Here is a 26,133-nt window from a genome sequence, read left to right as displayed (position 1 = left end):
TTATGATGTTGAAACGGCTCACCTTACTCGCGCTGATCGCGTTTTCCCTGGTGCTCTCGGGCTGCGCCCAGTTCTACGCCCGCCAGGGCAACGTCGACGCCCAGATCGATTTCTGGGTTGAAAACCACCAATACGACAGAGCCCTCGACACCATCGCCGCGCTGGAGCCGGAGCACGAGCAGTACACCGAATTACGCCAGCGCACCGGCGTCATCGAAGCCAAGCGCGAGCAGTACATCGAGGAGACGCTGGATGAAGCCCAGCAATTCGAGCGCGAACAGGAATGGGCCGAGGCGGTCAAGGTGTTGGATCGGGCGCTGTTCAATCTGCCCGAAGCCCCGGAATTGCGTGCCCAGCGCCAGGAATACGAGGAGCGCCGTCTCGCCAGTGTTCACGAGAGCGAACAATCCATTCTCCTCGCGCGGGGCCGCTACCTGCTGGCGATTCGCGACAGCGAGGAAAACCTGCTCAAGGCCAACCCGGACAACTTCTTCGCCCAACAGCGTTATCGTCGGTTTCAGGAGGACCTCAAACAAGTCTCCCGCGAGCTATACGTCGTCGGCAAACAATCGCTGTACGAAAACGACACGCCCACCGCCATCCAGGCCCTGTCGCTGTCCAACAGGCTGGCCCCCAACGACCTCAGCCAGGAACTGCTGACCAGTATCCAGCAGGCCGCCCGGGCCGACCGCACCGCCGCCCGCGAGGAGCAGGCCGCCGTGGCCGAACGCCAATGGCCCGTGCTCGAATCCAGCTTTCGTCAGGCCCTCCAACTCAACGACCTGCTCGGCGCACGCCGCCTGGTATCGGAAATGAAAGAGATCAACTCCGACGCCGCCGAACCGTTCGACGAACAACTGCAGGAACGCATCGACCGGGAAGCCAATGCGCTGCTTGAGCGGGGTCGATTACTGTACGGCCAGGGGTTCCTGCAGGAAGCCCTGGAAGTCTGGCAGGAAGCCTTGCAGCTCAAACCCGACGACCCGGAACTGCAGGCCAGCGCCCAGCGGGCCGAGACGTTTTTGAAGAATCTGGATCGGTGGGGGGATTGATCAGGTCGCGCACAACGTGCGCTCTCACGTAGGAGCGCACTCCGTGCGCGACCCTTTTATTCCGCCCTAACCTTCACCTCCCCACACCGCTCACACCGATACCGCGTCACCAACCGCCCCCGCTTCACATCAAACTCAGCCTTACGGTCCACCACCCACTTGTGCCGCCCGTTCCGGCACAAGGTCTTCCCCGAGGCGGTTTCCTTGCGTTTGCGTTTTCGAAAGGCATCCAGTGATCGAACATCGGCCATGATAGGCTCCGCCGTGTTTTTTTCCGCCCTCAGCTTATCAAAATCCGCGGCCGATTCCGTTATACTGCGCGGCCACTTAAGACTGAAACGTGTGCAACCAGGTTATCTATGCTTGACGCCAACTCCCTCGCGCAGCTGCAATCCCTCAAGACCGACATCAAATCCAGCAAGCCGGTGCATACCGGCACCATCAAGGGGACTGGGCGCAGCTTCGGCTTTGTCGTCGCCGATGACGACCTGGAATATTTCCTGCCCCCCGAAGGCATGAGCAAAGTGTTCCCCGGCGACCGGGTCGAATTCACGGTCGAGGAGCAAAGCGACGGCAAGGTCCGCGCGACTCTGGAAAAACTCGTCGACAGTCCGTTTTCCGAATTTGTCGGCCGCTACGTCGAACGCGGTAAAGCCCAGGGCGTGGAGCCGGAAGCATCCGGCCACAGTAAATGGCTGTTTGTGCCACCTAAGAAAACCCGCGAGGCCAAAGACGGTCAATGGGTCAAGGCCCGGGTCACCCGCCACCCCTGGGAAACCGGCAAGGCCCAGGCCGAAATCGTCGCCATCATGGGCTCCGAACAGGAAGGGGGCACCTGGCACGCGCTGGCCATCGAAAAACACGGTTTGAAGCCGGAGTTCGAACAGAAACTGGTCGACGCCGCCCATGAACTCAGCGAAGACACCATCGCCGAGCAAGCCAAGGGGCGGGAAGATTTGACCGAGATTCCCTTCGTCACCATCGACGCCGACACGACCCAGGACATGGACGACGCCCTCTTCGCCGAGGAGACCGACGACGGCTGGCTGCTGCGCATCGCCATCGCCGACCCGGCCGCCCTCTTCGGTGCCGATTCCGCGCTCGACCAGGGCGCCCGCGAACGCCTGACCACCACCTACCTGCCCGGCCGGCCGATCGGCATGCTGCCCGAGCGGGTGGCTCACGATCTGGCGTCGCTGGTCCCCGAGAAAGACCGACTGGCCCTGGTGTTCCACATCCGCGTCGCCACCGACGGCGCTTTGAGCAAACTGGCCGTCACCCCGGCGGTCATTCGCAGCACCGCCAAGCTCAGCTACACCCAGGTCAGCAATTGGCTGGACGGACGCGAACCCATCCCCGCCGCGCACTGGCATCTGGAAACCCTGAAGCAGTGCTGCAAGGCCCTGAACGAGTGGCGCCACAATCACGCCCTGGTAATGAACGACCGGCCGGACTACCGCATCCGGGTCGATGACGACCTGAACGTCACCGGTGTCGAGAAAGAAGAACGCACCACGGCCCACAACCTGGTCGAGGAATGCATGCTCGCGGCCAACCGCATCGCCGCCGCCTGGCTGGTCGAGGACGAGGCCTTGTTCATGACCCACCCGGGCTTCCGCGCCGAACGCGAAGACGAGCTCAAAGGCCTGCTGCGCGAATTCGCACGCGACATCGCCGAGACCGACGGCAACGACTTCGAAGGCTACAAAACCATCATGCGGACCGCCCGCCAGAAGGACGACTTTCCACTGCAAACCGTCCTGCAAAAACGCCTCGAACGCGGCGCCTGGTCCGCGAAAGCCGCACCGCACTACGGCCTGGGTTTTGAGCAATACACCACCGTCACCAGCCCCATCCGCAAATACACCGACCTCACCCTGCACCGGCTGATCCACGCCAAACTCGCGGACCAAGCCTACGAGATCCCCCAGGAACTGGTCGACGACCTCAATGACCGCCTGATCAACAGCCGAAAAGCCGCCAACGACGTCGAAAACCGCCTGCGCCTGCAATGGCTCGCCGACCAACCGGATCAAACCTGGCAGGCCACCATCGTCCACATCAACTCAGGCGGCCTCATCGCCCAACTGGACGACAACGGCGCCAGCGGCTTCATCGACCTTCGAGGCGGCGACGAGAAATACAGCTACGACCCGCTGCGGATGATGATGAAAGGAGAGAAGCGATCGTTCGTGCTGAACCAACCGGTCCAAGTGAAGATCGCGAAAAACGACGGACAGAAACTGGAATTGAAACTGGTGGATTAAACAGGCAGGGGCGCACCCATGACTCCCGTAGGAGCGCACTCCGTGCGCGACAGAATGAGACTATTGGTATAGGGCTGTCGCGCACGGAGTGCGCTCCCGCAAATGGAAAGCCAGGATAAACTTCAAAGCCCCCCTACAACCAAACGGAATCCCAATGGGGATAGTCCCCTACGGAGTCCACTAACCCCGCCGCCAAAGGATTCCGAACGATATAGCGAGCAACATTGACCAAGCTCTCCTCTCCCCGGATCAAATGATCATAATAGCCACGCTGCCAAACCGACACCCCCATACTCAAAGTGGACATAGACTTAACACGCTTCACCAGCGTGGATAATTCATCGTCTCCCAATTTAACCAACCAATGGACATGGTCTGGCATGAGACAATAAGCCAGAGTATGGGCCTTCCCAGCCTCCTCATGCCCCTTCAGGATCCGCACAAAGGAACGAGCTGTTTCAAAACACTCGAAAGGCCTTAAAGTTGATTTCGTATTAAAGACCAGGTGATAACAGTGATTCGAACGCGAAAACCGATGTTTTCGTAGTGAATGGTACCCCTTTCGTCGATCCCTCATTGATGTCTCCCTACTGTAGGAGCGCACTCTGTGTGCGACATCCCTACGCCAAACTCACCATCCTGTCGCGCACGGCGTGCGCTCCTACAAAAACCTACTCTCTATACCCCCGCGGATTCTCACTCTGCCACCGCCACGAATCCTCGACCATCTCCTTCAACCCTTTCTCGGCTTTCCAACCCAGCTCCCGTTCGGCAAACGCCGGGTCGGCATAACAACAGGCGATATCCCCGGGGCGGCGATCGGCCAGTTTATACGGCACCTCACGACCAGACGCCTCCTCAAACGCCTTCACCATCTGCAACACGCTGTACCCGATACCGGTCCCCAGGTTATATGCCACACACCCAGGCTTGCTGGTCAGCTTCTCGATCGCCTTGACGTGCCCCTTGGCGAGGTCCACCACGTGAATGTAATCCCGCACGCCGGTACCGTCCGGTGTGTCGTAGTCACTGCCGAACACATTCAACTCGGGCAATTTGCCAATGGCGACTTGGGTGATGAACGGCATCAGGTTGTTGGGGCGTCCGTTCGGGTCTTCGCCAATGGTACCGCTTTTGTGCGCCCCCACCGGGTTGAAGTACCGCAACAGCGCTACCTGCCAGCGATCGTCGGACTTGGCCAGGTCACGCAGTATGTCCTCGATCATCAGCTTGGAGCGGCCATAGGGGTTAGTCGCGCTGAGCGGCAAATCTTCCTGGATCGGGACCGTATGCGGGTCCCCGTAGACCGTCGCCGACGAGCTGAACACGATGTTGGTGATGTCATGGCGCTTCATCACCTGCAACAGGTTCACGGTACCCCAGACATTGTTCTCGTAATAATCCAGAGGAATCTCCGTGCTCTCCCCCACCGCCTTCAGGCCGGCGAAGTGTATGACGGAATCGATAGTGTGCTCACGAAATAACCGGTCCAGCAGGTCCGCGTCGCGAATGTCTCCTTCCACGAACGGAATCGGCTTGTCAACAATGGCCTCGACACGGCGCAGGGATTCGGGAGAACTGTTGGCGAGATTGTCCAGAACCAGGATGTCGTGCCCGGCCTGAATCAGTTCGATGCAGGTGTGACTGCCGATGTAACCGGCGCCACCGGTGACGAGAACCGTCATGGAGGGAAGCTCCCTAAAAGTGGTGAATATCCGTCAAAATTACCATTGAAAACGTTTTCAAGCAATATATATGTAGGAGCGCACTCCGTGCGCGACCGATCACTCGCAGGCAACCCATCGCGCAAGGGACTGCGCTCCTACAATGTCAAATAATAAGAAGGCCAAGCCCAGCCAATCTCACTGCCGAATCAAAGCCAACAACTCCTGCGTCTTCTCATCCATCAAGTCTTTATCGCCTCGGGTCTCAACATTCAGTCGAATCACCGGCTCGGTGTTGGATTTGCGCAGGTTGAAACGCCAATTCTCGAATTCCAGCGACAGCCCGTCGATCCGATCCTCGGAGACCGCATCGGCCTTGTAGGCTTCATACACACGCGTCATGGTCGCGTCGGCGTCCGCCACCTTGCTGTTGATTTCCCCCGGCGAGGGGTACATGGACATGCGCTCGCTGACCAGCGTCTTGAGCGTGGACTTCTTCTTGCTCAGCAGGTCAACAACCAACAGCCAGGGCAGCATGCCGGAGTCGCAATAGGCGAAATCCCGAAAGTAATGGTGTGCGCTCATCTCGCCGCCGTAAATGGCGTCTTCCTTGCGCATCTTCTCTTTGATGAAGGCATGGCCGGATTTGCACATCACCGCCTGGCCCCCGTTCGATTCCACTATTTCAACGGTGTTCCAGGTCAAACGCGGGTCATAGACGATCTTGGAGCCCGGCTCCTTGACCAGGAAGGCTTCGGCCAGCAGGCCGACAATGTAATACCCTTCGATGAAATTGCCGTCTTCATCCCACAGGAAACAGCGGTCGAAATCCCCGTCCCAGGCGATGCCCATGTCCGCGCCGTTATCGCGCACGGCTTTACTGGTGACCGGTTGCTGCTCGTGCAACAGAGGGTTGGGAATGCCGTTCGGGAAGGTGCCGTCCGGCTCGTTGTTGATCTTCACGAATTCAATGGGCGCGCCCTTGGCCTGCAAGGCGGCCTCCAGACGGTCCAGCGACGGCCCGGCGGCGCCGTTGCCGGCGTTGGTGACCAGTTTCGTCGGACGCAGATCGGACAGGTCGAGGTAGCTGACCAGATGGTCGGTGTAGGCCTGGCTGTTGTCGACGGCTTTCAGCGTGCCGGGCTGGCCGGCCTTCTCGCCGTAGCTCTCGTCCTCGGCCATGGTGCGGATGTCGTCCAGGCCGGTATCCCGGGAGATCGGCTTGGAATCGTCCCGAACCATCTTCATGCCGTTGTAGTTGATCGGGTTGTGGCTCGCCGTCACCATGCAGCCGCCATCGGCCTTCAGGTGCTTGGTCGCGAAATACACCTCTTCGGTGCCGCACAGGCCGATATCGATCACATCCGCCCCGAAATCCATCACCCCCCGGGCAAAGGCCTCTTTGAGTTCAGGAGACGTCTCCCGAACATCGCCCCCCACCACCACGGTCTTGGGCTTCAAATAGGCCGCAAAGGCCCGCCCGATGCGGTAGGCAATGTCCGTGTTCAGTTCGACACCCAATTCACCGCGAATGTCGTACGCCCCAAAACAGGTCAAAGTGGTCATCAGTCGCTCCCTTAGGTCTTTGAGTCGATTATAGGCAGCATAAGGGGGGAGTTGCAGCCCTTTTTTGACCCTTAGCACCGATACATCGCAAAGGCTATGGTCCCTATGCGGCAGCATGCGTACCACAACCGCATTCCAATACTGTAGGAGCGCACTCCGTGCGCGACAGACAATGGACCAGAGCCAAAACCATCGCGCAGGGGACTGCGCTCCTACAATCCGCCAACAATCGCGAAACGCAAGCTGTGCCCCCAAAACGAGAACGACTCCTCTCCCCGCTTGGCGCGAAAACGCCGTTCCCCTATACTCTCGCGCTTTGAATCCGCAGTACTGAGGCCACCATGACATCAAAGGACACCCGGCAGGACCTGACTTCCCTGCGCCCCCACCCGGACGATGACACCATCGATCTGGGCGAACTGCTCCGGGGCATCATCGAGCAATGGAAGTTGATACTGGGCATTACCGTCCTCGGCGCCATCATCGGCGTCGCCGTGGCTCTGTTACTGCCACGCCAATACCGGGTCGAAGCCATTGTCACCCAACCCAACCGGGCCGCTGTACAACCCATCCTCGCGCAGCAGATCAGCCCCATCATGCTGGATGAGCTGACGCAGACCTTTTTACTGAACGTTCAATCACTGAACCTGATCGAACAGGCGTATACCAATACCGGCATGGGCGAGAACGCGGCCGGAGGCACACAAACCGAAGAAGAGGCCTTCTCCGCCATTCGCGGCGTCTCCGACAGCCTGCTCGTCGAACCCGTTCGCTATGAATTCTATGAACTGTCCAACGAAGAAAAAACACCGCTGAACAAAATCAGCGTCAACCTGCTCTCATCCCAACCCCGCAAGGCCAAGGCATTCATCGACGAACTGCTCTCCCTGGCGGAAGAAAAGACCCTGAAAGACACCATCAGCGACATCAACGCGGTCAAGTCCATCCGTATCCAGACGGCGGAATCCAAATACGAGCAATTGCTGAAGAGCGCCGAAGCGACCCTGATGCGGGAACAACAGCGGGTTCGCCAGGCGCTCTCGGTTGCCCAGTCCCTGAATATCGACAGCCCCACCAGTTGGGAGGCATTGGTCCACGGCGCCGGCAATGTCCAGATGGTCAACACCTCCGCCACCGAAGACGACCTCTTCCTGCACGGCACCCGCTTCCTGCAAGCCCGGCTGGAAAGCCTGAACGGCGATGGCGCCAACCAACTGTTCCTGGAAGGCATTGAAGAACAGGTGGTGGATGAAAAAGGCAACCTGACCGTGGTCGTCACCACCCCGAGCCAGCTGCAGGGTGAAATCAAGGCCTTGCAGGAGCAGAATTTCCACATCAACGACGTTCAATTGCTCGATGCCGGCGCCACCGCCCGGATACCCAGCTCCGCCGAGAAACCCAACCGCCCGCTGATCGCCATCGCGGCCACGGTGCTGGCCGGGTTCCTGGGGTTGTTTATCGCACTGGTGCGGATGGCGATTCGGAAAGACGACTGATTAACAGTACACTCCTTCCCGAAACGTCGGACCGCCCGAAGGGAGAGGGAGCAAACTCATCGCGCACGGAGTGCGCTCCTACCATATACCGCCTGTAGGAGCGCACTCCGTGCGCGACAGCTCCTCCTCCATAGGAACTGGCCAAACTTAAAAAAAACAAACAAATGCCTAACCAACTAAACCACCCAGCCACCAAACTCCTGGCCCTACTCACCGTAGCCAGCCTACTGTGGCTGCGTAACACCACCACCACCATCGAATGGGTAGCCCCCGAGCCAATCGACTACCCAACCACCACACAACCCCTTTACGAGAACCAACCCTTACCGGCCCTCACCCGCAACGTTCATGCCTCCCAGGCCGTCCCTCTGCCCGATGGCCGCATCGCCGTGTTCTGGTTCGGCGGCACCAAGGAAGGCCACCGGGATGTACAAATCTACCGGCAAATCCTGAAAGACGGCCAACCCCAGGGCGAACCCGAACCGATATTGAGCGCGGACCAGTTGGCCGACCGGCTGGGCATCTACGTCAAAAACCTGGGCAACCCGGTCCCCTTCTATCACAACGGCCAACTACACCTCTTTGTCGTCTCCGTCGCACTCGGAGGCTGGGCCACGGCCCAAGTCAGCCATTTGGTGTCGGACGACCTGGGCGACCACTGGCATAACGCCAGGCAACCCATACTGAGCCCGTTTTTCAACCAAAGTACTCTGGTTCGCACCACACCCCGGGTCACCCGCGAAGGCTTCATCGTCCCGGCCTATTTCGAGCAGGGTCGCATCAACCCCATGTGGCTGCACTTTGACGACCACGGCCAGTTCCTCTACAGCGAAACCCTGCCTGTCGAAGGGCTGCAACCGGCCGTCGCGCCGTCGTCAGCCGGTGAGGCCGACCTGCTGATTCGACCCTTGCAAACCGGCCCGGTGCTTCACATCGAAAGCGACGGACACGGCGAGATAGAACGCCCCGAATCCGTCAACCCGCCGCAAAACCCCAAGAGCGCGGTCGCGGTTTTGCCGCTGAACGACCAGGAATGGCTGATGGCCCACAACCCGGGCAAACGCCGTGACTCACTGGTCGTCAGTCACACCCGGGACGGCGGCGAGAGCTGGCAACCGCTGAAAATCATTGTGCGGGAAGACGGTGAGCGCTTTTCCTACCCCAGCCTCACCGTGGATGACGACGGCGTTTTTCACCTCTTTTACACCCACAAACGCGAACGCATCCAGTACGTGCGTTTTAACTGGGCGGGGCTGACGGAATGATGCAGACGATCAACGGTTTTACCCTCTACCTCTGGACCGGCCAATTCCTCGTCTGGCTGGCCTTGCTGTCCGCCCTGCTGCGCCCCCTGCCCGTATCCAGAACCGCACGGCTGATCGCCGCCACCGTGATCCTGGCCACACCGGTCTGGTTCGGCCACAACGCGATATTTTATTTCGCCGCATGGCTGGGCATGGCCTCCATCCCCACTCTGGCCGTCGCCCTATATGCTCTGGCACAGGACGGCAAACATCCGCTCTCCACCCGCACCTGGGCAAGCCTCGCCCTCGTCAACGCCATCATCCTGGTGCCCTTCCTCGCCTGGCCGGTCAACGGCTACGAATGGGGCTACCACAGCACCGCCGGGCTCCTCCTGCTCCTCGGCGCCGGCCTGACAATCAAACTCAAACACAGCCGCTGGTTCTGGCTCACCATCGCCACCCTGCTCGCCTGGCTCGCCTGGCCCGGCATCAGCCGCAACGCCTTCAACTACATCGCCGACGGCATGATGCTCCTGGCCGCCCCAACCGTCCTCCTGACCCGCCTGCTTCGTACGAGCGCACGCCGTGCGCGACAACTCCTAAACCGGCAGCAACCCACACCCAAGTAGGAGCGCACGCCGTGCGCGACAATCCCTTAGGGAGAGGAACAAACCTCGCGCAGAGGCCTGCGCTCCTACGCCACCCCACTAGTCCCCCTCTCCCCCATTCGCTACAATCCCCACCCGTTGATTCAGCCCCGGGGCACCCGACTTGATCACTCGCTATCTTTGCCGAGAAACCCTAAAACCCTTCGCCTTGATCACCCTCATTCTCACGGTGCTGTTCATCGCCGAAGAGTTGAGCAATGTCCTGGCCAAGGCCATCTCCGGCCAATACTCGGACTGGGCCATCGCCGTCATCCTGGGCTACCAACTCCCCATCATGCTGCCCGAGCTGCTGCCCGCAGCCTACTTCCTGGCGTTGTTGATCGCCATGAATCGCATGAGCCAGGAATCCGAACGGACGGTGTTGATGGCAATCGGGATCAACGACGCTTCCCTCTTCCGGCGTCTGTTTGTGTTTACCGCAGTGCCCGTCACACTGCTGCTGCTCGGGTTCAGCCACCTGGGCGCCCCCATGGCCGAGAAAGGCCTGGCCCAATTCATCCTGCAGCAACAAAACCGGCCGCTGACGGAACTGGTTCAGGCCGGTGAATTTTTCACTCTGTCCGAGCGCCAGGCAACACTGTATGCCCGCAGCGCCGACACCGGCCGTGAATCCTTGCTTACCGTTTTCATGGCCCGAACAGAAGACGACCGCATCACCATCAACACCGCCGACCGCGCCCGCATCCAGGTCGAAAACGACCGTCAATACCTCTCCCTGCAAGACGGCCAACAACAGGTATTTTCGCTGGCACCCAGCAATACCACACGCATCGACTACGAACGCTACAACCTCTACATTCCGCAAAGTGAAGAAGAATTTTCGACGGATCGATTGGAAACCCGGAGCACGGCCGAGCTGTGGCAGGGAGAGGTAAAATCCAAAAGTGAAGTGGTCTACCGCACGCTGCAAGGTTTGATGATTCCGGTTCTGTGCATCTGGGCCGTGGCGCTGACGCGTGTCAAACCGCGTAAAGCCCGGGTCGGCGCACTGGCGTTCGGCATCGTGCTCTACATTCTGTTCAATTTCGGGTACCGAACCGCCCAGGCCGCGGTCGCCAAAGGACAAATCCCCCTGGAAGCCAGCCCCTGGTGGTTGCACCTTGGCTTGTTCCTGGTGGGCGTCTATCTGCTCAGGAAATCGGCACGATGACTCGACATATCCTCAGCCGCTACATCATCAGCCGAACCGCGCTGTTCATCGCTATCGTAATACTGGCCATCGGCGGGCTGCTGCTGGTGATGGGCTTCGCCGATGAAGTCAGCCGTCGCGCCAGCGATCGCTATTCGCCCTGGAACGCCTTCGTCTACAAAGCGCTCGGCATGCCGGCCGAAATCTACATGTTCGTCGGCCCCATGGTCATGCTCGGCACCTTGATCGCCGTCGGTGGCATGGGCAAAAACAACGAATTGGTCATCATTCAGTTGGTGTCTCGCAGCGCCAAGGGGCTGGTGTTTCGATTGATCTTACCGGGGTTGCTGTTATTGCCGGTGGTATTCGCCATCGGGGAATGGCTGGCGCCGCAACTCGCCGTCGATGCGGATGTCTACCGCGCCGAAAAACGACGCTGGGGGCTGCCGACCCTGGAAGGCGAGTGGTACCGGGACGGACATTGGGTGATCAACACCGAATTCGTAGGCCCGGACCAGACCATCAAAGGCCTCACCCTCTTCGAGCTCGACAACAACGAACTGGCTCGCGCCATCTATGCCCAATCCGCCACGCCAAACAACGGGGACTGGCAACTGAAAGACGTCCGCGTCACCGAGTTCCTTTCGGACCAGGTGTCGTACCGCCAAAGCCCGGACATGACCTGGACCCCCGACAATTTCGATGCCGACCTGCTGAAAATCCTCGCATTGGATACCAACAAACTGACGCTTGGCCAGCTGTTCACCCAGGTCAACTTTTCCTATCAACAAGACCTGCAACAAGGCGATCTGTCGCTGCAATTCTGGTCCCGTTTCTGGTTCCCGCTGGAATACATCGGCATGCTGTTCCTGGCCCTCGCCTTCTCCCTGGGCAGCTTCCGCCAACGCACCCTGGGCGACACCGCCTTCCGCGCCACCGCCCTCGCCATTGCCGCCCAACTGCTCATCGACACCGCCGGCTCACTCGCCCTCGTCATCGGCCTCATGCCCTGGCTAGCCACCTTCCTTCCACATGGAATCTTCGTCGGCCTAACCGCCTGGCAACTCAAAACCCGCCTCTAATACGGTCGCGCACGGAGTGCGCTCCTACAATTCCTTACCACGTAGGAGCGCACTCCGTGCGCGACAACTCTTCACCCCGTAGGAGCGCACTCCGTGCGCGACCTAAACCAACCAAAACTCCCTCACAAACGGCGCCCACCGCCACCACCCCCAACGCCTATCCGCCACATCCTCCATATCCGGCTTCCCATGAAAGCACACCACCCGAGCCCCATCCGGCACCCGCGCCTGCCCCCACACGGCACTGGTCACCCCCCAATGCGCCGCCCGTTTTCCCAAAGGCTTCGCGCCCATGGAACCACAATGGTATTTGTACGACACCACGTGCCCGGCCGGATACAACGCCACCTTCCCGGCCGGAAAGTACCGGTCCAGCCACTTCTGCTCCCGCTCGCCACCCAGTTCACGGGTCAGGGCGTCATAATCCGCCGCCAGCAAATCCTCCCAAACCTCGGGAAAGGCCCCGGCCCACACCCGAAACACCGAACCATGCCCCTTGCCCTGGCGTCGTTTGTACCCGTCCGGCGCCATCACCAGAGGTTCGTCAGGTAGATCGTTCACCAGAAAGCCCAGATCCCCGGTCACCAGAACATCCAGATCCATCACGATGATCGGCGTACCGGGTTCCAAACCAAGAAACCCCCGACTGAACACCCGTTCCTTGTTCCAGTTCCCGCTGAACGGCTGCCCCAGCACCAGCTCGTGCTGATGCACGTCGGACGGCAGTTCCAGCGGGCGGTCCGTAAAGCAATGAAACTCGAACGGTTCCGGAAACCACTGGCAGACAGACCGGTACAAGCGTTCGACATAAACAGCGGGGTACAGTGTCCCCCAACGGAAACAGACAAAATGCGGCGTTCTGGACATGGATTACATCAACCGGTCGTTAAACGGGAACAGGGTGCGCGGAATCGCGGAGGTGTGAGAACAGTTTTCGATCGTCATCCCGACGTCCCGGGCGGTGTGCGCGGCGAGTTCCATCGCCGGCAAAACCCGGCCGTGGTAAGCCTTGACCAACCCTGTCCAGGCGGCGTTTCGTTCGCTTTCATAAAACCGGGGCTGCTCGAAATTCGTCATATCGAACCCAACCAGAAACAGCGCGCGCACCCGAAGGTAGAACGCCAACTGAATGCCACAATACATCACCGTGCCGCACCCGAAATGGCCTTCCTCCATATTCAGGCTCAACTTGGCCCGGCCGGATTGTCGAAAGTGACGCGGGTCGACGGCCTCCAGCGAACGCCGGGGCCGTCCATAGGGCGTCTCGAACCCCTGAATGAAATAGAGCCGAAAATGCGAGAACAGCTCAGGGTCCACTTCGCCCAGGGCACGCAAGGCGCTGCCCACCAGGCACAACCGGGTCCCTCTGGGCAGGCGTTTGAGCATATCGCCCTTCTCCAGGATGAAACGCGCATCCTCCACCATCACGGCAAAGGGCCGGCCCAGAGTACCGTCCAACGTCAGAGCGATAGCCCCGTTCAACAGCACACAGGCTTCACCGGCCAAACGGTCAATGTATTGCTCCCGAATGGATGGCCCGCTACCAATCACGTAGAGCCGCTCGGGCGCCCCGGCTTTCAGCTCGGACCAGGGTGCCGTCCGGGTGACTTTTCGGCCTTTCCAGTACACATCCCAGGCATCGCCGGCGGGCTTCAGCTTCAAATAGGGCAGCGTTCGCGCCATATGGCGCAGCTTGGGCGGTTGGGACAGCCGATACCAGCGACGAACCAGAAGCCCCCAGAAATCCGTGTGGTGATATCGAGCGCGAGCAGTCATGGTGAGCCAGCCTGTTTTGCTCTGAAAACGGCCAGTTCACCATAGGTACGTGAATGTTCTGTGACGGCTCCAGGCCATCAAGCGAAGCGAACCATATCCGCATGTGTGTGAAAGTAATCCCGAGACCATATCTCAACAGCGCCCGGATCGGGAACAAAACTGATAACATCCTGCCGTGCAGAGCGCACATCCTGGGAATCTATGCGCTCATGCAACAGTGCCAGAAACTCATCGGTTGAAAGACTGTGAGCCTTCAGGTCTTCACTCTGACAACCTCGCTCGACAAAATGCTTCAACCCCAATGGAACTCCCTGCCGGACATACCATTCGAAGTCGAACCAATCCCGGCCCTTTACCCGGTTCTTCCACTGTCTGTACAACAACGCATGCATTTTATCCGCAAAAAGATCCGGCAAAGCAAAGCACTTTGTGTAAAACGAAAATGGCTGGATAAGCAGACGTTCCTCGGTAGCAAACCCCTGTGGTGGATCCTTATCGACTTCCAACTTGATTTTAATCGTTTTCTTTCCCGCAGCAGCCAAGTCGTAGAGGCTGGAGGTCTTCTTTAGAAAAGCCGATTCCACCTCAGTCTGCACGCTCTTTTTCTTCGCTGACAGCGTCAATTCAAAGCCAAACGCGGAAAACAAGCGCAGGTTCCGGGTAGGCAGCACCTTGCCGCACAACGCTTTGGTGGGCCCCGCCAACAGGCAGAAGGTTCGTTCGTCGACCTCTTCAAGCCTGGCCCCCACGAACAACAGCGATACCGGGACGTGCTGGTAGGAAAAATGCCCAACCGGGGTTTCATAATGCTTGCCACGGCGTGAAGTCACTGACGTCACACTAATAACCCCTTCAGGAATCACACCATGCCAGGCAAGCGCCCACTCCAGCGAAACGCAAGATGGGCCATACAGATGGTTGCCAATTAATGGCAGACTCAGGGGCCCCTGCCGCCATTCCGGACCCAGGACGTACAGACCTTTCTTCAGTGGCACCAGTACGCCCGCCTCAATCAACTTGGCTATTTTATCGTTTGGGCGACTATAACCCCGAAGCACCGACAATAGCGAAGAGCGGGTAAAAGGAAGGCTTTGGAATCGTTGTAGCTGCTGCTCAAGTCTCATGCGTAGGTTTTACATATAAAATCGGCTTTTTGTCGATTATCCGCGCAAAAACTACGATCATATCTGCCAGGAACGAAGGTTCTTGGCTGTCCATAAGTAACTCAACCGGCCTCAATGCCGGGTGAAGACTTCCTCAAGGCTGCGCGCGGCTTCAAATCCTTGCCATTCCCAATCCTAGCACATACTGTATATACATACAGACTACTGGGAAGCCAAACACCGATCAAGCCGACTCAATCACACTTATAGAAGCATGCAACAAGAATCAGGAGAGAGTCGCCGACCAGATATAACAATCTTTAGCATACTTGGTTATAATTCGACCGCAGAATAATGTGATGCGAGGTGACGTCATGAATGTTTCTTTGACAGCCGAATTGGAACGCTTTGTAAAATCCAAGGTCGAGACCGGTCTGTACAACTCAGCGAGTGAAGTGATGAGGGAAGCCCTTCGATTGATGGAAGAGCGGGACGCCCTGCAAGCCGTGCGTCTGGAATCATTACGGTACGACATCAATAAGGGATTGGGCTCACTCGAAAATGGTGAAGGTAAACCTCTGGATATAGAGGCGATAAAGGCCAAAGGCCGTGCCAGGCTTCGTGGGTCCACAAACTGATGCTTGAGCTGGAAACATCACCCGAAGCCGAGAACGACTTGCTGGATATTTGGCTCTATATTGCCGATGACCAACCCATCAATGCAGACCGGTTCCTGGATAAACTCCTTGAAAAAGCCCTCAAGTTGGCAGAATTCCCGGAACTGGGCCGTAATCGGGAAGATCTAGCCTCCGGACTGAAGTGCTTTCCAGTCCAGCGGTACGTTTTATACTACCAAGCTACGACTACCAAGCTGCTCTTAGTCAGGGTCTTACCGGCCGATCGAGACATATCGTTAATATTCTAAGTTATCCAATGCCTCACACCACCTCCCCCATCGATGCCATCATCACCTGGGTCGACGGCGACGACCCGGCCCACAAAGCCAAACTGCACGCCTATTTTAAGACGCTGGGCCGCGACATTCCGGGCTCGGCCGCGCCGACGCGCTTTCGGGAACGGGGGGAACTGGAATATTGTGTGGCCTCCATCCTGCGGTTCGCCCCCTGGGTCCGCACCATCCACATCGTGACGGATAACCAGACACCTCCGTTTCTGGAAGGCGATACCGGCCGCGCCCTGGCGGACAAAATCAATCTGGTGGACCACACCACGGTATTCCGAGGCTATGAGGATGTGCTGCCCGTCTTCAGTTGCCGCCCTATCGAGACCGTGCTCTGGCGCATACCGGAACTGGCGGACCGGTTCATTTACTTCAACGACGACATGATGCTCACCCGCCCGGTGGACCCGACGGATTTCTTTCAAGACGACCAACTGGTGCTGCGCGGTCACTGGACCCGGCACACGCACCAGCAATGGCTGTTTCGTCTGAAGCGTAGCCGCCCCATTCGGGCCCTGCGACCAACGCCATTGAGACCCAACCGCGCCAACCACCTGCGCATGCAGGAACTGAGCGCCCGCGCCATGGGTTTCAACGGCCGCTACTTCAACATCCCGCACGAGCCCCACCCGGCATTCAAACACCAAATGGAAGCCCTGTTCGAAGCCCACCCTGACTGGCTGCGAGATAACATCCGCCACAAACTCCGCCACCCGGACCAAATATGGAGTTTTTCGCTCGCCACTCACCAGGCCATACAGGACGATCGGGCCATGTTCGCCCGACATCCAAAACTCGCGCTGCTCAAAGCGGAGAACTACACGGTTCCAGGCATCCGTTGGGCACTGCATCGGCTGAGCCGATCCCGTCGGACGGCCTTCCTGTGCGTCCAAAGCCTGGACCAGGCAACGCCCGCCGTGCAGGACCACGTCATACAGTGGCTGGAAGCGCACGTCGGTGGACTGCCTACGGAAGTGGATTCAAAAAACGAATATCGAGAATACCTTGGCGACAAGTTCGACCAGCCAAACTGACAACAGAGTTGTTAAGGGCAGCGCCGACGACCCAGAATAAGACCCGTTACTGAAAACCGGCGATCTTCTCCCGGCACAACCGCTCCGCCATGGTTTGCAACACCCGCACCCGTTCCGCCAACCACTCCAGCTCATCAGGCGTGATGCTGTAATTCGGATCGTAACGGGCACTGACATAGGCGTGGCGCAGCAACTTGAAGCGTTTCCGCTCCTCCACCGTGCCCTGGGGGAACACCGACAGGAACTCGGGTTCCACACTGGCGGTGAGGGCGCGCAGTTTCTTGATGTCGTGCGTCTTAGGCTTGTAGCGGGTGAAGACCAGCAGGATCATCGAGTACAGGCGTTCGGTCGCCTGATGAAGGGAAAAAGCAGCCCGATTGTAGGACTTCCGGACCATCATCAGTTCATAAATTTCCAGGTCTTCTATGGCTTCACTCAACCAATAATCAAAATCACCCTGCGCCAACCGCCGACGCTCGGCCGGTGGCAAATACTCCTGGGGTTCAGCCAGTTCCAGCTTGCCGGAATCGTGCAGCAGCACGCCTTCCTTAACAATATCCAGAAAGAAATATTGATTTTTGGACAGGCGGGCGTTGATGAAATGAATATCCTCGGCGATGAGGCTGACCGGTGTCTCGATCTCCCGCAGCAGCTTGGTGTCCAGAGAATCCTTGCATTCGATCTTCCGGGCGAGGGCCCGGTTCTTCACAACGGCCAATAAATCGAAATCGCTTTGGTAGCGGAAGTGAATGCCGTCCACCTCCCGCTCCTCCACCCAGTCACCCCGGGCGTAGCTGCCGAACAGAATCAAGAGGTCGGGTTTGACGGCTTTCAAGATAATGTCCGTCGCGTCACGCAACTGCTGTTGTTTGTGTTCGGGAAGGTGATCCAGGGAAGTTTTCATACGGCGGTCAGATTGGCCATCGGAAATCGGTGGTGTGGTATCCATAAGCAACTCACCCGGCCATCAATGCCGGGTGAAGACGTCCTCGAGGCTGCGCGCGTCCAGCAGGTTTTCGGCCCAGATTGCCAGTTCTTCGGGTGTGGCAGAACGCACCCTGGCCACATCCGAGTCGCTTAACTTACCGAAACGCTTGCTTAATTGCCGAATAATGACATCCACTTCACCTTGATGGTGCCCTTCCTGCCTCAGCCGCTCGGACAAAGTCGCCATCGCCGTACTCTCCTGAGGGTATCTCTCGGTATATTCTCGCATTTCATTATCATCCAGTGTCGAATAGATGTCGATGAAGTCGATGTACTTCAATTGCCGCTCCGGGTCCGGCTCCAACGTCAGCAGCCCCCGAATCGCCTGGGCGTACACCCGAAACTTGTCTTCCGGCACCCACCGCATGTTCGGCAGGTCCGCCCGCAATGACTGTATAAACATACAGCCTACAGACCCCCCAAACACCGATCAAGCCAACCCGATCACAACTATACCCAATACCCGCGCTACACCTCCGAAACACACCCACCCGAAAACCACACCTCCCACCACCCGTCAAGACCTGTTAATTCCATCACATTCCCGTAAAATGCCCGCCATTCACCGATTCACCGATTCACCCAGCCGAGCGAACCACTCAACCTATGACCGACACCACCCGCATCGCCTTTATTGGCCGCAAACAAGGCACCGACCACCGTCGGGCCGGCCAATACGACGGCGGGTGGACGCTCGAACGCCCACGCAAGGGCGAAGAAGCGGGCCTCGCCGCTTCCGGCCTGGAAAAGACGGATGACGTTTCCCGGGCGGACCTGGTCTACACCCGCATCAACCCGGAACGGGTGAACCGACGCGCCCTCAAGCGGGTGCAGCGGGCGGAAGCCCGGGTGCCCGAACGAGCCGTTATCGTGAACAGTGCCACCCACTTCGAGCGCTATGCGGACAAAGCCCAATGCTTCACCCATTGGCGCGAAGCGGGCCTGCCCTGCCCCGGGTTCCATATTAAATCCCCCTGGACTCCACAACACCGTCTGGTTGAAACGTTGATGCCATTGTTGCAGCGCTACCAGGGGCTGTATCTGCGCACCAGCAATGAAGATTCCGGCAAAGGCATTCACTACCTACCGGCCGACGCCACTTCGGCGGATGTGAAACGCACCATCCGCCACCTGCGCTGGCGCAGCCTGACCAACAAAGTCAGCCAATCCCGCCTGATGGCGGTAGAACCCATCGACACCCGAACGGCATCGGGCGTTGCGCACGTCTTCCGCGCACATGTCGTGGGCGATAATATACTGGGGGGCTATGCACTGGTCGGCTCCGGCCCGGTGGTGCACGCGCGCGATGTGACCGTGACGCACTGGGACGCTTTCGTAGAACAAAACGCTACATTTCAGGACATCATCCAAACACCCGAGCTGCGCCGGCAAATTATACTGGCTTGCCAGGTGCTTGGGGCCCAGGTCGGTGCCGTGGAGTTCTTCCAGACCCCGAACGGCCTGTGTTTTCTGGAACTGAACCCCATGTGGGGCGGCCACCATCGGTTCGGCGACGAGGTGTTCATGGCCCACCTGAACCAACACGGCCAACGGCCGGAGCTGGAGCACGTCCGCCACTGGCTGGACGCCGAAACCTATTACACACATCTGTACCAAGCCCTGGCCGACCTGACCCAAAAACGGCCCCAACCACAGCGGTACTCGCAGAGCGCATGAAGCCGAAGGAATACATTCAGTACATCAAACGAGCCACCCAGTTGAAACGGCTCGACCACAACGCCCTGAACCACCGGCAACGGCCCGAGGTGCCCGTTGTCGTCTCACTGACCAGTATTCCATCGCGACTGAAACAGATTCACCTGACCCTGCGCAGCCTGATGGCGCAAAGCGTGCGACCGATTTCCATTGTGCTGTGGCTGAATGAAGACCTGAAAGACCAACTTCCCCAGAGCCTGACGAGCCTGACCGGTGACCTGCTGGAGATCCGTTATTCACCGCTGACCTGTTCGCACCGGAAGCTAATTCACAGCCTGGAGGCCTTTCCGAACCAGTGCATCGTCACCTCAGATGACGACGTAATGTACCCTTCGAACTGGCTGGACCGGCTATGGCGAGAGCATGAAGACCACCCGGACGACATCATCGCCAACCGCTGCAACCTGATCACCTACGACAGCGACGGCAACACCCTGCCCTACCGGGACTGGATCAAGCAGGTGCCTCCGGGCACCTGCAGCCTGGCGCTGATGCCGGCCGGCTACGGCGGCGTGCTGTACCCGCCACACAGCCTGCGCCCGGAAGCCACGAACGCGGACCTGTTCCTGAAACTGACCCCCAAGGCGGACGACCTCTGGTTCAAGGCCATGTCGTACCTGAATGGCACCCTGTGCCGTCGCGCCGGCCAACCAGGTGAAAAGCCTGTTCCCGTGCACGGCACGCAAAGCGTCACCTTGGCCAAATCCAACATCCGGGAAGACCACAACCGACTACAGTGGGATGCGCTGAGAAACTACTTCCAGTTCACGACACCGCAGCCCGACCAGCCTGAACCGCAGAGGGCCCACGCATGACCGTCACAGTGAGTCAGGCGCCGCAGTATTCCAGTCTGCCCATGACCGATGTTAACCGTTGGTTTCCCTCAACCTGGGACCGGGGCCCGAACTGGTTAGTGTGGCTGGGCATTGCGTCCAGCTTCATCGCAATTTTCATTAAACTGTGGACCCCCATCAGTATCAATCGCATTCCTGAAGCGCTGTATACCCTGCCGTTCTTTTTTGCGCTATACAAGAATTTCCACTGGCTGAAAAAAGATCGAATCATCCAGCTCTTCTTCGCTGCCCTGCTGTGGCCAGTTATCGCCTTTGGCATCCATTACCTCCAAGACCCCGAAACCGCGCTCGAATACCGGAAAATGGATAACCTTGCACGATTGTTTTTGTTCGTGCCGATTGCCTGGTGGCTTGGTGGCAACACCCGAACCTTAGGGTGGTACTTGACTACCGCCTTTAGCGGATTGCTATTGGCCTGCCTGTTGGATCCAAACCTACCGGCCACCCTAACAGCACTGGCGCAAGGTAAGCGAGTGGACTTCAACATCCTGAATGCTCAGCACGTAGCACTTTATTTTTCAATAGCTTTTATTGGATTGTTAAGCGTTACCCAACTCGTCATCAGCAGCACCAAATCAGTCAAAGACACCTGGAAACCACTATTGTATGTCGCAGGATTGATTATTTGCATAGCAGTGGTGCTGGGAACTCAAACCCGTGCCGCTTGGCTTGCCTTAATGGCTTGCGCCGGCATATGGATCATTCAGCTTGGTTGGCGGTACCGGTATAAAAAGCCGGGAGGGAAATTCCTAATATCGGTTCTGATATTTACCTCTATATCGGGCTTTATAGGTTATCAGTTCAGCGATACTGTGGTGAAGCGAATTCAGACCGAACAGGGCACCTTGAACCACATTATCAGTGGCGATTGGGAGAATATCCCTTATACCAGTATAGGTATACGAATCAACACCTGGATTGAGGCCACACGCTGGATCGCAGATAAACCAGTGACGGGATGGGGAGGAAATGTAAGGAAAGTTATTATCGATCAGGCGGAAAGGTTCCCTGAATGGGTCAGAGATCGATTTGGCCATTTCCATAATAGCTATTTAGAATTCAGCCTAGCATATGGCTTAGTTGGCCTACTTCTGCTTCTAGGCGTGTTCACCCAACTACTGTGGCGTATAAACCGATTAGACCATACCTCACCTCAGTGGATAAAGACATTTAGTATCTATTCTATAGCCTTATTGCTGGTAATGAACTTTTTTGAAAGTTACTTCTTTTTCTGGAGTGGCATCTACGTTATTACCGTCACACTGGTAATACCGTATGCAGCCATACTCAGCCAACAAACCTCCCCAGATGTGGTTAAAAATAAACCATTTACACATTCAAGTCAGGGCTGACAAGTATGATTGAAGCATCAGTATCTTTTTTTGGAGTATTCTTCGCCACTCTGGTATTAACACCTATTACTAATCGACTTGGATTGGTCGATACTCCAAACCATCGCAAATTACACGACGGGAATATCCCTCTGGTGGGTGGCATTGCCATGTTCGCCACAACTGCGCTCGCGGCACTTTTTTTTGTACCGGCGTCAAGTGAGATGGGTTTCCTACTGGCCGCTTGTGCGTTGTTGACCATGACCGGATCCATAGACGACAGGTACGACTTGCACTATCAGCTTCGACTGGGAGTACAAGCCCTATCAGCCTGTCTTATGATATGGGGAGCAAACACAAGCTTGTTGAGCTTTGGTGACATATTTGGCTTTGGAGATATTAAACTGGGCTTTCTGAGCATCCCCATAACCATTGTTGCCGTCATCGGAATGATTAACGCGTTCAACATGATTGATGGCATTGATGGATTGTCTGGTGGATTAAGCTTGATAACAGTTACGGCCCTCTACTTTTTGATTGGTGATAGAATAGCGGATGGCGCCAGCAACATACTTCTACTCATGATAGGTGCGCTAACAGCTTATCTAATAATGAACCTACATATATTTCCTAAGTGGACACCCAAAATTTTTATGGGTGATGCTGGATCCATGGTATTAGGGTTTACCATAACAGCATTCCTGATCCGTTACTCTCAGGGTATTAAAGAGATCATGATGCCCGTTACCGGTTTATGGTTAGTAGCCGTACCATTAATGGACATATTTGTTACATGCATTCGAAGAATTCGACATGGGAGAAGTCCTTTTCATCCAGACAGAACCCATGTTCATCATATTTTTATGAAAGCTGGCCTTTCAAGAAGAAATACTTTATTGGTAATACTTGCATTCCATTCAATAGCGGTAACAATAGGTGTAGTTCTTGAAACAACAATCCACTCCGATTACATCAGCTTTATATTCTTTGCTGTTTTATTCTTTGCTTACCTTGAATTCATAAAGCATTCTTTTAAAGCATCCAAGTGGATTAAAAGAACCTTTAGGAAAACAAGATAATTCATTTTATAATTTTAAAACAATATTGAGCTAATTGACTTATCTTTCACTCCACATATGACTTACATATTTAAAAACAAACCGGGGGTAATCTATTAACAGCCTTTGTCTGACATGAGGTTCTTTCATGGCTCTATAGAGCCACCTCAATCCAAGGTTTTTAATATAACCAGGATAATAGCTATCACGATAGGCCGTTTGAGTAAGAAAGGCACCACATGTAAAACCAAGAAACGGGTTATCGGTGTGTTTCGATAACTCAAGAAGAAACTTTTCTTGCAATGGTGTGCCCATACCACAAACGACCACATCTGGCCTTGCCAAGCTTATTTTTTTAATACATTCATTTGAATCATCAGAACTGGAGAAAAAGCCATTCCTATAATAAACAAATTGTATATTTTCAAACCGAGCAGCAAGTCTTTCGATTGAACGTTCAGCTTCTTCCTCACTACCACCAACCAATGCCATTTTAAGGCTATTTCTATCGCACAATTCAAATACATCGACGGCAAACGATGAAAAATCAAAACTGACGGGTATGATTTTATTCTTTCGATAAATGTTATAGAACTTTACCAAAAGAGTCCCGTCCGAAAAAATATAGTCAAAATGATATATTAATTCCAAGTTCTCTTTGCTTTCAAACTTCTGAATAGAGTAAGGATTTAAAAAAGTAACAAGTCTAGTTTCCGAGCTGTTACCTAGACAACCAAGAATCTCAAGTCGTTGCCTCTCGTTTGACAACTCTATATCGTATATGCTTTTATAATTTGACATTTTATCCCTGCCGAAACTTCAGATATCTGTATTCGCGATACACCAACCCCAATAGAACCGCCGTTACAATATTAACCTGGTAGAAATAAAGAGGATTAGCTAATTGAAAGGCTAACTGGGGAGAAAAAACCAAAAATAATGTTGTATAGGCAAGCTCTCTATCAATTTTTACAGCTTTGCTTTCCAAAAAAAACCTTACAACGAAAGAAAAATATGCGACTGACAATAATATAACCCCAATTACGCCTCCTTCAGATATAAGCCACAACAACTCTGAATGAGGGGCAATGCCAGATTCACCAGTAACAACCTCAAACCATCCTGGAAAACCACCGAGTCCAAGACCAAAAAACAGGTCAAACAATGAAACATTGCTAAAATACGTATTAAATATATAAAGCCTGTAGAGAGTAGACGAATCCCCATCCAAGGAATCCACATCAACACGAGACCCTATTTCGGAAAATTGCAGTATCAAGTAAATCGACAAGAAAAACAGTATAGAACCCACCAGTAGTGAAAAAACCTTAGACTGGATATTTCTTCTACTCATTATATATATGACAGGCAAACTCACTAACGACGCAAATGTCACAGACCTTGTAGCCGTTAGCAAAATACCTAAAAAAAGAAGTGGCGTCAAAATCATCCATTGAAAAGTTTTCTCTCTTATCAGAAAATAAAAACTAAAAATCAGAATTATGTATAAAATCGCAGAGAAGCCTATTGCGCTGCCTACACTTCCACCTATACGCCAAGCATTATTAATGTTTAAACCGCGCTCTAAAATAATGTCTAACAGACACTGTATTAACATGAGAATAGATACCAAAAGCACCGTGCTTCTCAACAAGCTATAGCTACGGCCGGCTTGATACGCGAGCAAAAATGCCAAAAAATATATCAAATACCTGATCACAGGTGATATATATTCTAAAAACGCATTTGATACAATTGAAACGCCCACCACATATACAAAGAATGCAAGAAATATATACAGCTCGATCGGCAGTTTATCCAACCTTGCATTAACAATGGCAAGAGAGACAACTAAATACAGAAAAACCCCAATCAGAACCATAGCTCTGATCGTGAAATTTTGATTCAATCTGTTGTCACTATAGTCAATAAAAAGATAGCCTGAAAACAAGACAAAGATTAAAAAACAATAAAGTAGAGCGTTAACTATGCTTTCTCTTGAAACCAACTTTTAAATTCCTCATATGCTTTCTCGCCCGTAGGTTCACTTACACTTTTTGAAAAAGAAATATATATATTTTTTAAATATTCATCAATGTCATCGACATAGGTAATATTATCATCATTACTTAAATAATCATACACGTCTGGCTTTGGAAAATACTCCTCACTAATAATACAGGGCAACCCGGCAAGCCTGGCTTCAAAAGCCAAACTCGATCTCGATATCCATAACAAATCCGCCCATGTTATATCGTCGCTCAACGTAACATCCGAGAACCCAACACTTACATTCGCCGGTAACGAAAGATTTTCATAAAAACTTTTATCATCTCTAGGGTGAACTCTGATATGAAACTGCTTCTCCGGAAATTGATTTGCACAGTTCAAGAGATAATAAACTTCTTTTTTCTGTAATTCGCTAAACGTCCATAATCGATGCCATGAGTATGCAGTGGTCCCATATAGGATATTCTTTACCCTTCCATGCTTTTTTTGTAAACTCTTAATACTAAGGAATTTATAAAAGCGCGGCGGCAATAAAACATCGATATCATTTTTACTGCCCTGTTTTTGAAGAACTTCTTTTACATGTTTATTCATCACATATACTTTATCCACTTTGGAGTGGCCTACAAGACTGGGAGACAAATAACCCAATCCTAATAAACCCAGACCATTGTGCAGTAATGTTACAGCTTTAGCCTTCCACTTTAATGTATTTGAGCAAAAAGGTGTCAGGTTTCCATCTATCATAAGTATTTTCAGGGCATCTGTCCCAGCACTACTATTAAATATTAATCGCTGAATCGCCCCATCGTTTCCGGCAACAATAACTTTAGACATAGGTACGGATTCCAATATTTTCTCTCTATTGCCGACTAAGAACTTTATTCTCTCAAAATATCCCATCCTATAAAAAGACATTTCAGGTGCCGCATCGATCACAATACAATCAGATTTATCAAAATATCCAACTGTCTCTTGCTTCATCAATTTATCTAAGATCAATACCTTATATGTTAGTTGATTCTGCTGACACCAAGCTGTCAGGAATGCAAAATTCTCAGCATGACTCGAGTTCTGTGGTATTAGCAGTAAATCAATACCCATTTCAGGTTTAGCCTCTTCACTAGTTTATCAC

At 54.8% G+C, this 26,133-nt stretch carries 25 protein-coding genes; 14 read left to right on the top strand and 11 right to left on the bottom strand.

Annotation, left to right across the window (positions count from 1 at the left end):
- Window positions 1-2: 2 nt before the first annotated feature.
- Together IE111_RS15145 and IE111_RS15140 are read left to right on the top strand one after the other, a co-directional pair.
- Complete coding sequence (locus IE111_RS15145; RefSeq protein ID WP_189610229.1) at window positions 3-1,052, top strand: tetratricopeptide repeat protein; 1,050 nt, start codon at window positions 3-5, stop codon at window positions 1,050-1,052.
- Between the two features lie 359 nt (window positions 1,053-1,411).
- Window positions 1,412-3,319, top strand: a complete 1,908-nt coding sequence (locus tag IE111_RS15140; protein WP_189610227.1) for a ribonuclease R family protein — start codon at window positions 1,412-1,414, stop codon at window positions 3,317-3,319.
- Between the two features lie 133 nt (window positions 3,320-3,452).
- Here IE111_RS15140 and IE111_RS15135 read toward each other — a convergent pair whose 3' ends face one another.
- The 3 genes from IE111_RS15135 to IE111_RS15125 all read right to left on the bottom strand — a co-directional run bounded on the left by IE111_RS15135 (window position 3,453) and on the right by IE111_RS15125 (window position 6,549).
- On the bottom strand, window positions 3,453-3,896 hold the full coding sequence (locus IE111_RS15135) for an REP-associated tyrosine transposase (RefSeq protein ID WP_189610225.1): 444 nt from the start codon (window positions 3,894-3,896) through the stop codon (window positions 3,453-3,455).
- 94 nt (window positions 3,897-3,990) lie between these two features.
- Window positions 3,991-5,004: a UDP-glucose 4-epimerase GalE gene (gene galE, locus IE111_RS15130; protein WP_189610223.1), complete on the bottom strand. Its 1,014-nt coding sequence runs from the start codon at window positions 5,002-5,004 to the stop codon at window positions 3,991-3,993.
- Between the two features lie 177 nt (window positions 5,005-5,181).
- Window positions 5,182-6,549: a phosphohexomutase domain-containing protein gene (locus IE111_RS15125; protein ID WP_189610222.1), complete on the bottom strand. Its 1,368-nt coding sequence runs from the start codon at window positions 6,547-6,549 to the stop codon at window positions 5,182-5,184.
- A 341-nt stretch (window positions 6,550-6,890) separates the two neighbouring features.
- Between IE111_RS15125 and IE111_RS15120 the strand changes: the two genes are divergently transcribed.
- From IE111_RS15120 to IE111_RS15100, 5 genes are all read left to right on the top strand, one after another.
- Window positions 6,891-8,045, top strand: a complete 1,155-nt coding sequence (locus tag IE111_RS15120) for a Wzz/FepE/Etk N-terminal domain-containing protein (protein ID WP_189610219.1) — start codon at window positions 6,891-6,893, stop codon at window positions 8,043-8,045.
- A gap of 164 nt (window positions 8,046-8,209) precedes the next feature.
- On the top strand, window positions 8,210-9,310 hold the full coding sequence (locus IE111_RS15115) for an exo-alpha-sialidase (protein ID WP_189610217.1): 1,101 nt from the start codon (window positions 8,210-8,212) through the stop codon (window positions 9,308-9,310).
- Window positions 9,307-9,918, top strand: coding sequence for a hypothetical protein (locus IE111_RS15110; RefSeq protein ID WP_189610215.1), 612 nt, complete (start codon window positions 9,307-9,309; stop codon window positions 9,916-9,918). Before IE111_RS15115 ends, IE111_RS15110 begins: the two co-directional genes overlap by 4 nt.
- Before the next feature lie 142 nt (window positions 9,919-10,060).
- A complete protein-coding gene (lptF, locus tag IE111_RS15105; protein WP_189610213.1) occupies window positions 10,061-11,107 on the top strand; it encodes an LPS export ABC transporter permease LptF in 1,047 nt (348 codons plus the stop codon).
- A complete protein-coding gene (locus IE111_RS15100) occupies window positions 11,104-12,168 on the top strand; it encodes an LptF/LptG family permease (protein ID WP_189610212.1) in 1,065 nt (354 codons plus the stop codon). Before lptF ends, IE111_RS15100 begins: the two co-directional genes overlap by 4 nt.
- Before the next feature lie 102 nt (window positions 12,169-12,270).
- Here IE111_RS15100 and IE111_RS15095 read toward each other — a convergent pair whose 3' ends face one another.
- From IE111_RS15095 to IE111_RS15085, 3 genes are all read right to left on the bottom strand, one after another.
- The gene (locus IE111_RS15095) at window positions 12,271-13,035 is read right to left on the bottom strand and encodes a hypothetical protein (protein ID WP_189610209.1); all 765 of its coding nucleotides are present in this window, start codon (window positions 13,033-13,035) and stop codon (window positions 12,271-12,273) included.
- A 3-nt stretch (window positions 13,036-13,038) separates the two neighbouring features.
- Window positions 13,039-13,944, bottom strand: coding sequence for a hypothetical protein (locus tag IE111_RS15090; protein ID WP_189610207.1), 906 nt, complete (start codon window positions 13,942-13,944; stop codon window positions 13,039-13,041).
- A 77-nt stretch (window positions 13,945-14,021) separates the two neighbouring features.
- Window positions 14,022-15,068 (bottom strand): nucleotidyl transferase AbiEii/AbiGii toxin family protein, encoded by a 1,047-nt coding sequence (locus IE111_RS15085; RefSeq protein WP_189610205.1) that lies wholly within the window; start codon window positions 15,066-15,068, stop codon window positions 14,022-14,024.
- 353 nt (window positions 15,069-15,421) lie between these two features.
- Here IE111_RS15085 and IE111_RS15080 point away from each other — a divergent pair, with 353 nt between their 5' ends.
- The 3 genes from IE111_RS15080 to IE111_RS15070 are packed head-to-tail and all read left to right on the top strand — an operon-like array spanning window position 15,422 to window position 17,042.
- Entirely contained in the window at window positions 15,422-15,685 is a 264-nt protein-coding gene (locus IE111_RS15080) for a type II toxin-antitoxin system ParD family antitoxin (RefSeq protein WP_189610203.1), read from the top strand.
- Window positions 15,685-15,972 (top strand): type II toxin-antitoxin system RelE/ParE family toxin, encoded by a 288-nt coding sequence (locus IE111_RS24815; RefSeq protein WP_189610201.1) that lies wholly within the window; start codon window positions 15,685-15,687, stop codon window positions 15,970-15,972. The genes IE111_RS15080 and IE111_RS24815 overlap by 1 nt, the downstream gene beginning before the upstream one ends.
- Window positions 15,973-15,980: 8 nt before the next feature.
- Window positions 15,981-17,042: a stealth family protein gene (locus IE111_RS15070; RefSeq protein WP_189610372.1), complete on the top strand. Its 1,062-nt coding sequence runs from the start codon at window positions 15,981-15,983 to the stop codon at window positions 17,040-17,042.
- A 46-nt stretch (window positions 17,043-17,088) separates the two neighbouring features.
- Here the strand turns inward: IE111_RS15070 and IE111_RS15065 are convergent, their stop codons facing one another.
- The gene (locus IE111_RS15065; RefSeq protein ID WP_189610199.1) at window positions 17,089-17,946 is read right to left on the bottom strand and encodes a HEPN domain-containing protein; all 858 of its coding nucleotides are present in this window, start codon (window positions 17,944-17,946) and stop codon (window positions 17,089-17,091) included.
- A 63-nt stretch (window positions 17,947-18,009) separates the two neighbouring features.
- On the bottom strand, window positions 18,010-18,432 hold the full coding sequence (locus IE111_RS15060) for a DUF4351 domain-containing protein (protein WP_189610197.1): 423 nt from the start codon (window positions 18,430-18,432) through the stop codon (window positions 18,010-18,012).
- Window positions 18,433-18,635: 203 nt separating this feature from the next.
- Between IE111_RS15060 and IE111_RS15055 the strand changes: the two genes are divergently transcribed.
- Genes IE111_RS15055 through IE111_RS15040 form a run of 4 tightly spaced genes read left to right on the top strand, consistent with a single transcriptional unit; the run spans window position 18,636 to window position 23,009 of the window.
- Complete coding sequence (locus IE111_RS15055) at window positions 18,636-19,706, top strand: ATP-grasp domain-containing protein (RefSeq protein WP_189610195.1); 1,071 nt, start codon at window positions 18,636-18,638, stop codon at window positions 19,704-19,706.
- The gene (locus tag IE111_RS15050; RefSeq protein WP_189610192.1) at window positions 19,703-20,560 is read left to right on the top strand and encodes a glycosyltransferase family 2 protein; all 858 of its coding nucleotides are present in this window, start codon (window positions 19,703-19,705) and stop codon (window positions 20,558-20,560) included. The genes IE111_RS15055 and IE111_RS15050 overlap by 4 nt, the downstream gene beginning before the upstream one ends.
- Window positions 20,557-21,951 (top strand): O-antigen ligase family protein, encoded by a 1,395-nt coding sequence (locus IE111_RS15045; protein WP_189610190.1) that lies wholly within the window; start codon window positions 20,557-20,559, stop codon window positions 21,949-21,951. The genes IE111_RS15050 and IE111_RS15045 overlap by 4 nt, the downstream gene beginning before the upstream one ends.
- 5 nt (window positions 21,952-21,956) lie before the next feature.
- Window positions 21,957-23,009: an undecaprenyl-phosphate alpha-N-acetylglucosaminyl 1-phosphate transferase gene (locus tag IE111_RS15040; RefSeq protein ID WP_189610188.1), complete on the top strand. Its 1,053-nt coding sequence runs from the start codon at window positions 21,957-21,959 to the stop codon at window positions 23,007-23,009.
- A 39-nt stretch (window positions 23,010-23,048) separates the two neighbouring features.
- Here the strand turns inward: IE111_RS15040 and IE111_RS15035 are convergent, their stop codons facing one another.
- Genes IE111_RS15035 through IE111_RS15025 form a run of 3 tightly spaced genes read right to left on the bottom strand, consistent with a single transcriptional unit; the run spans window position 23,049 to window position 26,102 of the window.
- A complete protein-coding gene (locus IE111_RS15035; RefSeq protein ID WP_189610186.1) occupies window positions 23,049-23,789 on the bottom strand; it encodes a WecB/TagA/CpsF family glycosyltransferase in 741 nt (246 codons plus the stop codon).
- A gap of 1 nt (window position 23,790) precedes the next feature.
- Window positions 23,791-24,996: an O-antigen ligase family protein gene (locus IE111_RS15030; protein WP_189610184.1), complete on the bottom strand. Its 1,206-nt coding sequence runs from the start codon at window positions 24,994-24,996 to the stop codon at window positions 23,791-23,793.
- Entirely contained in the window at window positions 24,975-26,102 is a 1,128-nt protein-coding gene (locus IE111_RS15025; protein WP_194523971.1) for a glycosyltransferase family protein, read from the bottom strand. Before IE111_RS15025 ends, IE111_RS15030 begins: the two co-directional genes overlap by 22 nt.
- Between the last annotated feature and the right edge of the window lie 31 nt (window positions 26,103-26,133).

Source organism: Saccharospirillum salsuginis (assembly GCF_014651855.1).
GTDB classification, from domain to species: Bacteria; Pseudomonadota; Gammaproteobacteria; order Pseudomonadales; family Natronospirillaceae; genus Saccharospirillum; species Saccharospirillum salsuginis.
Note: the sequence above shows the minus strand (reverse complement) of the source record. Positions and strands in the feature narration are given on the sequence as shown.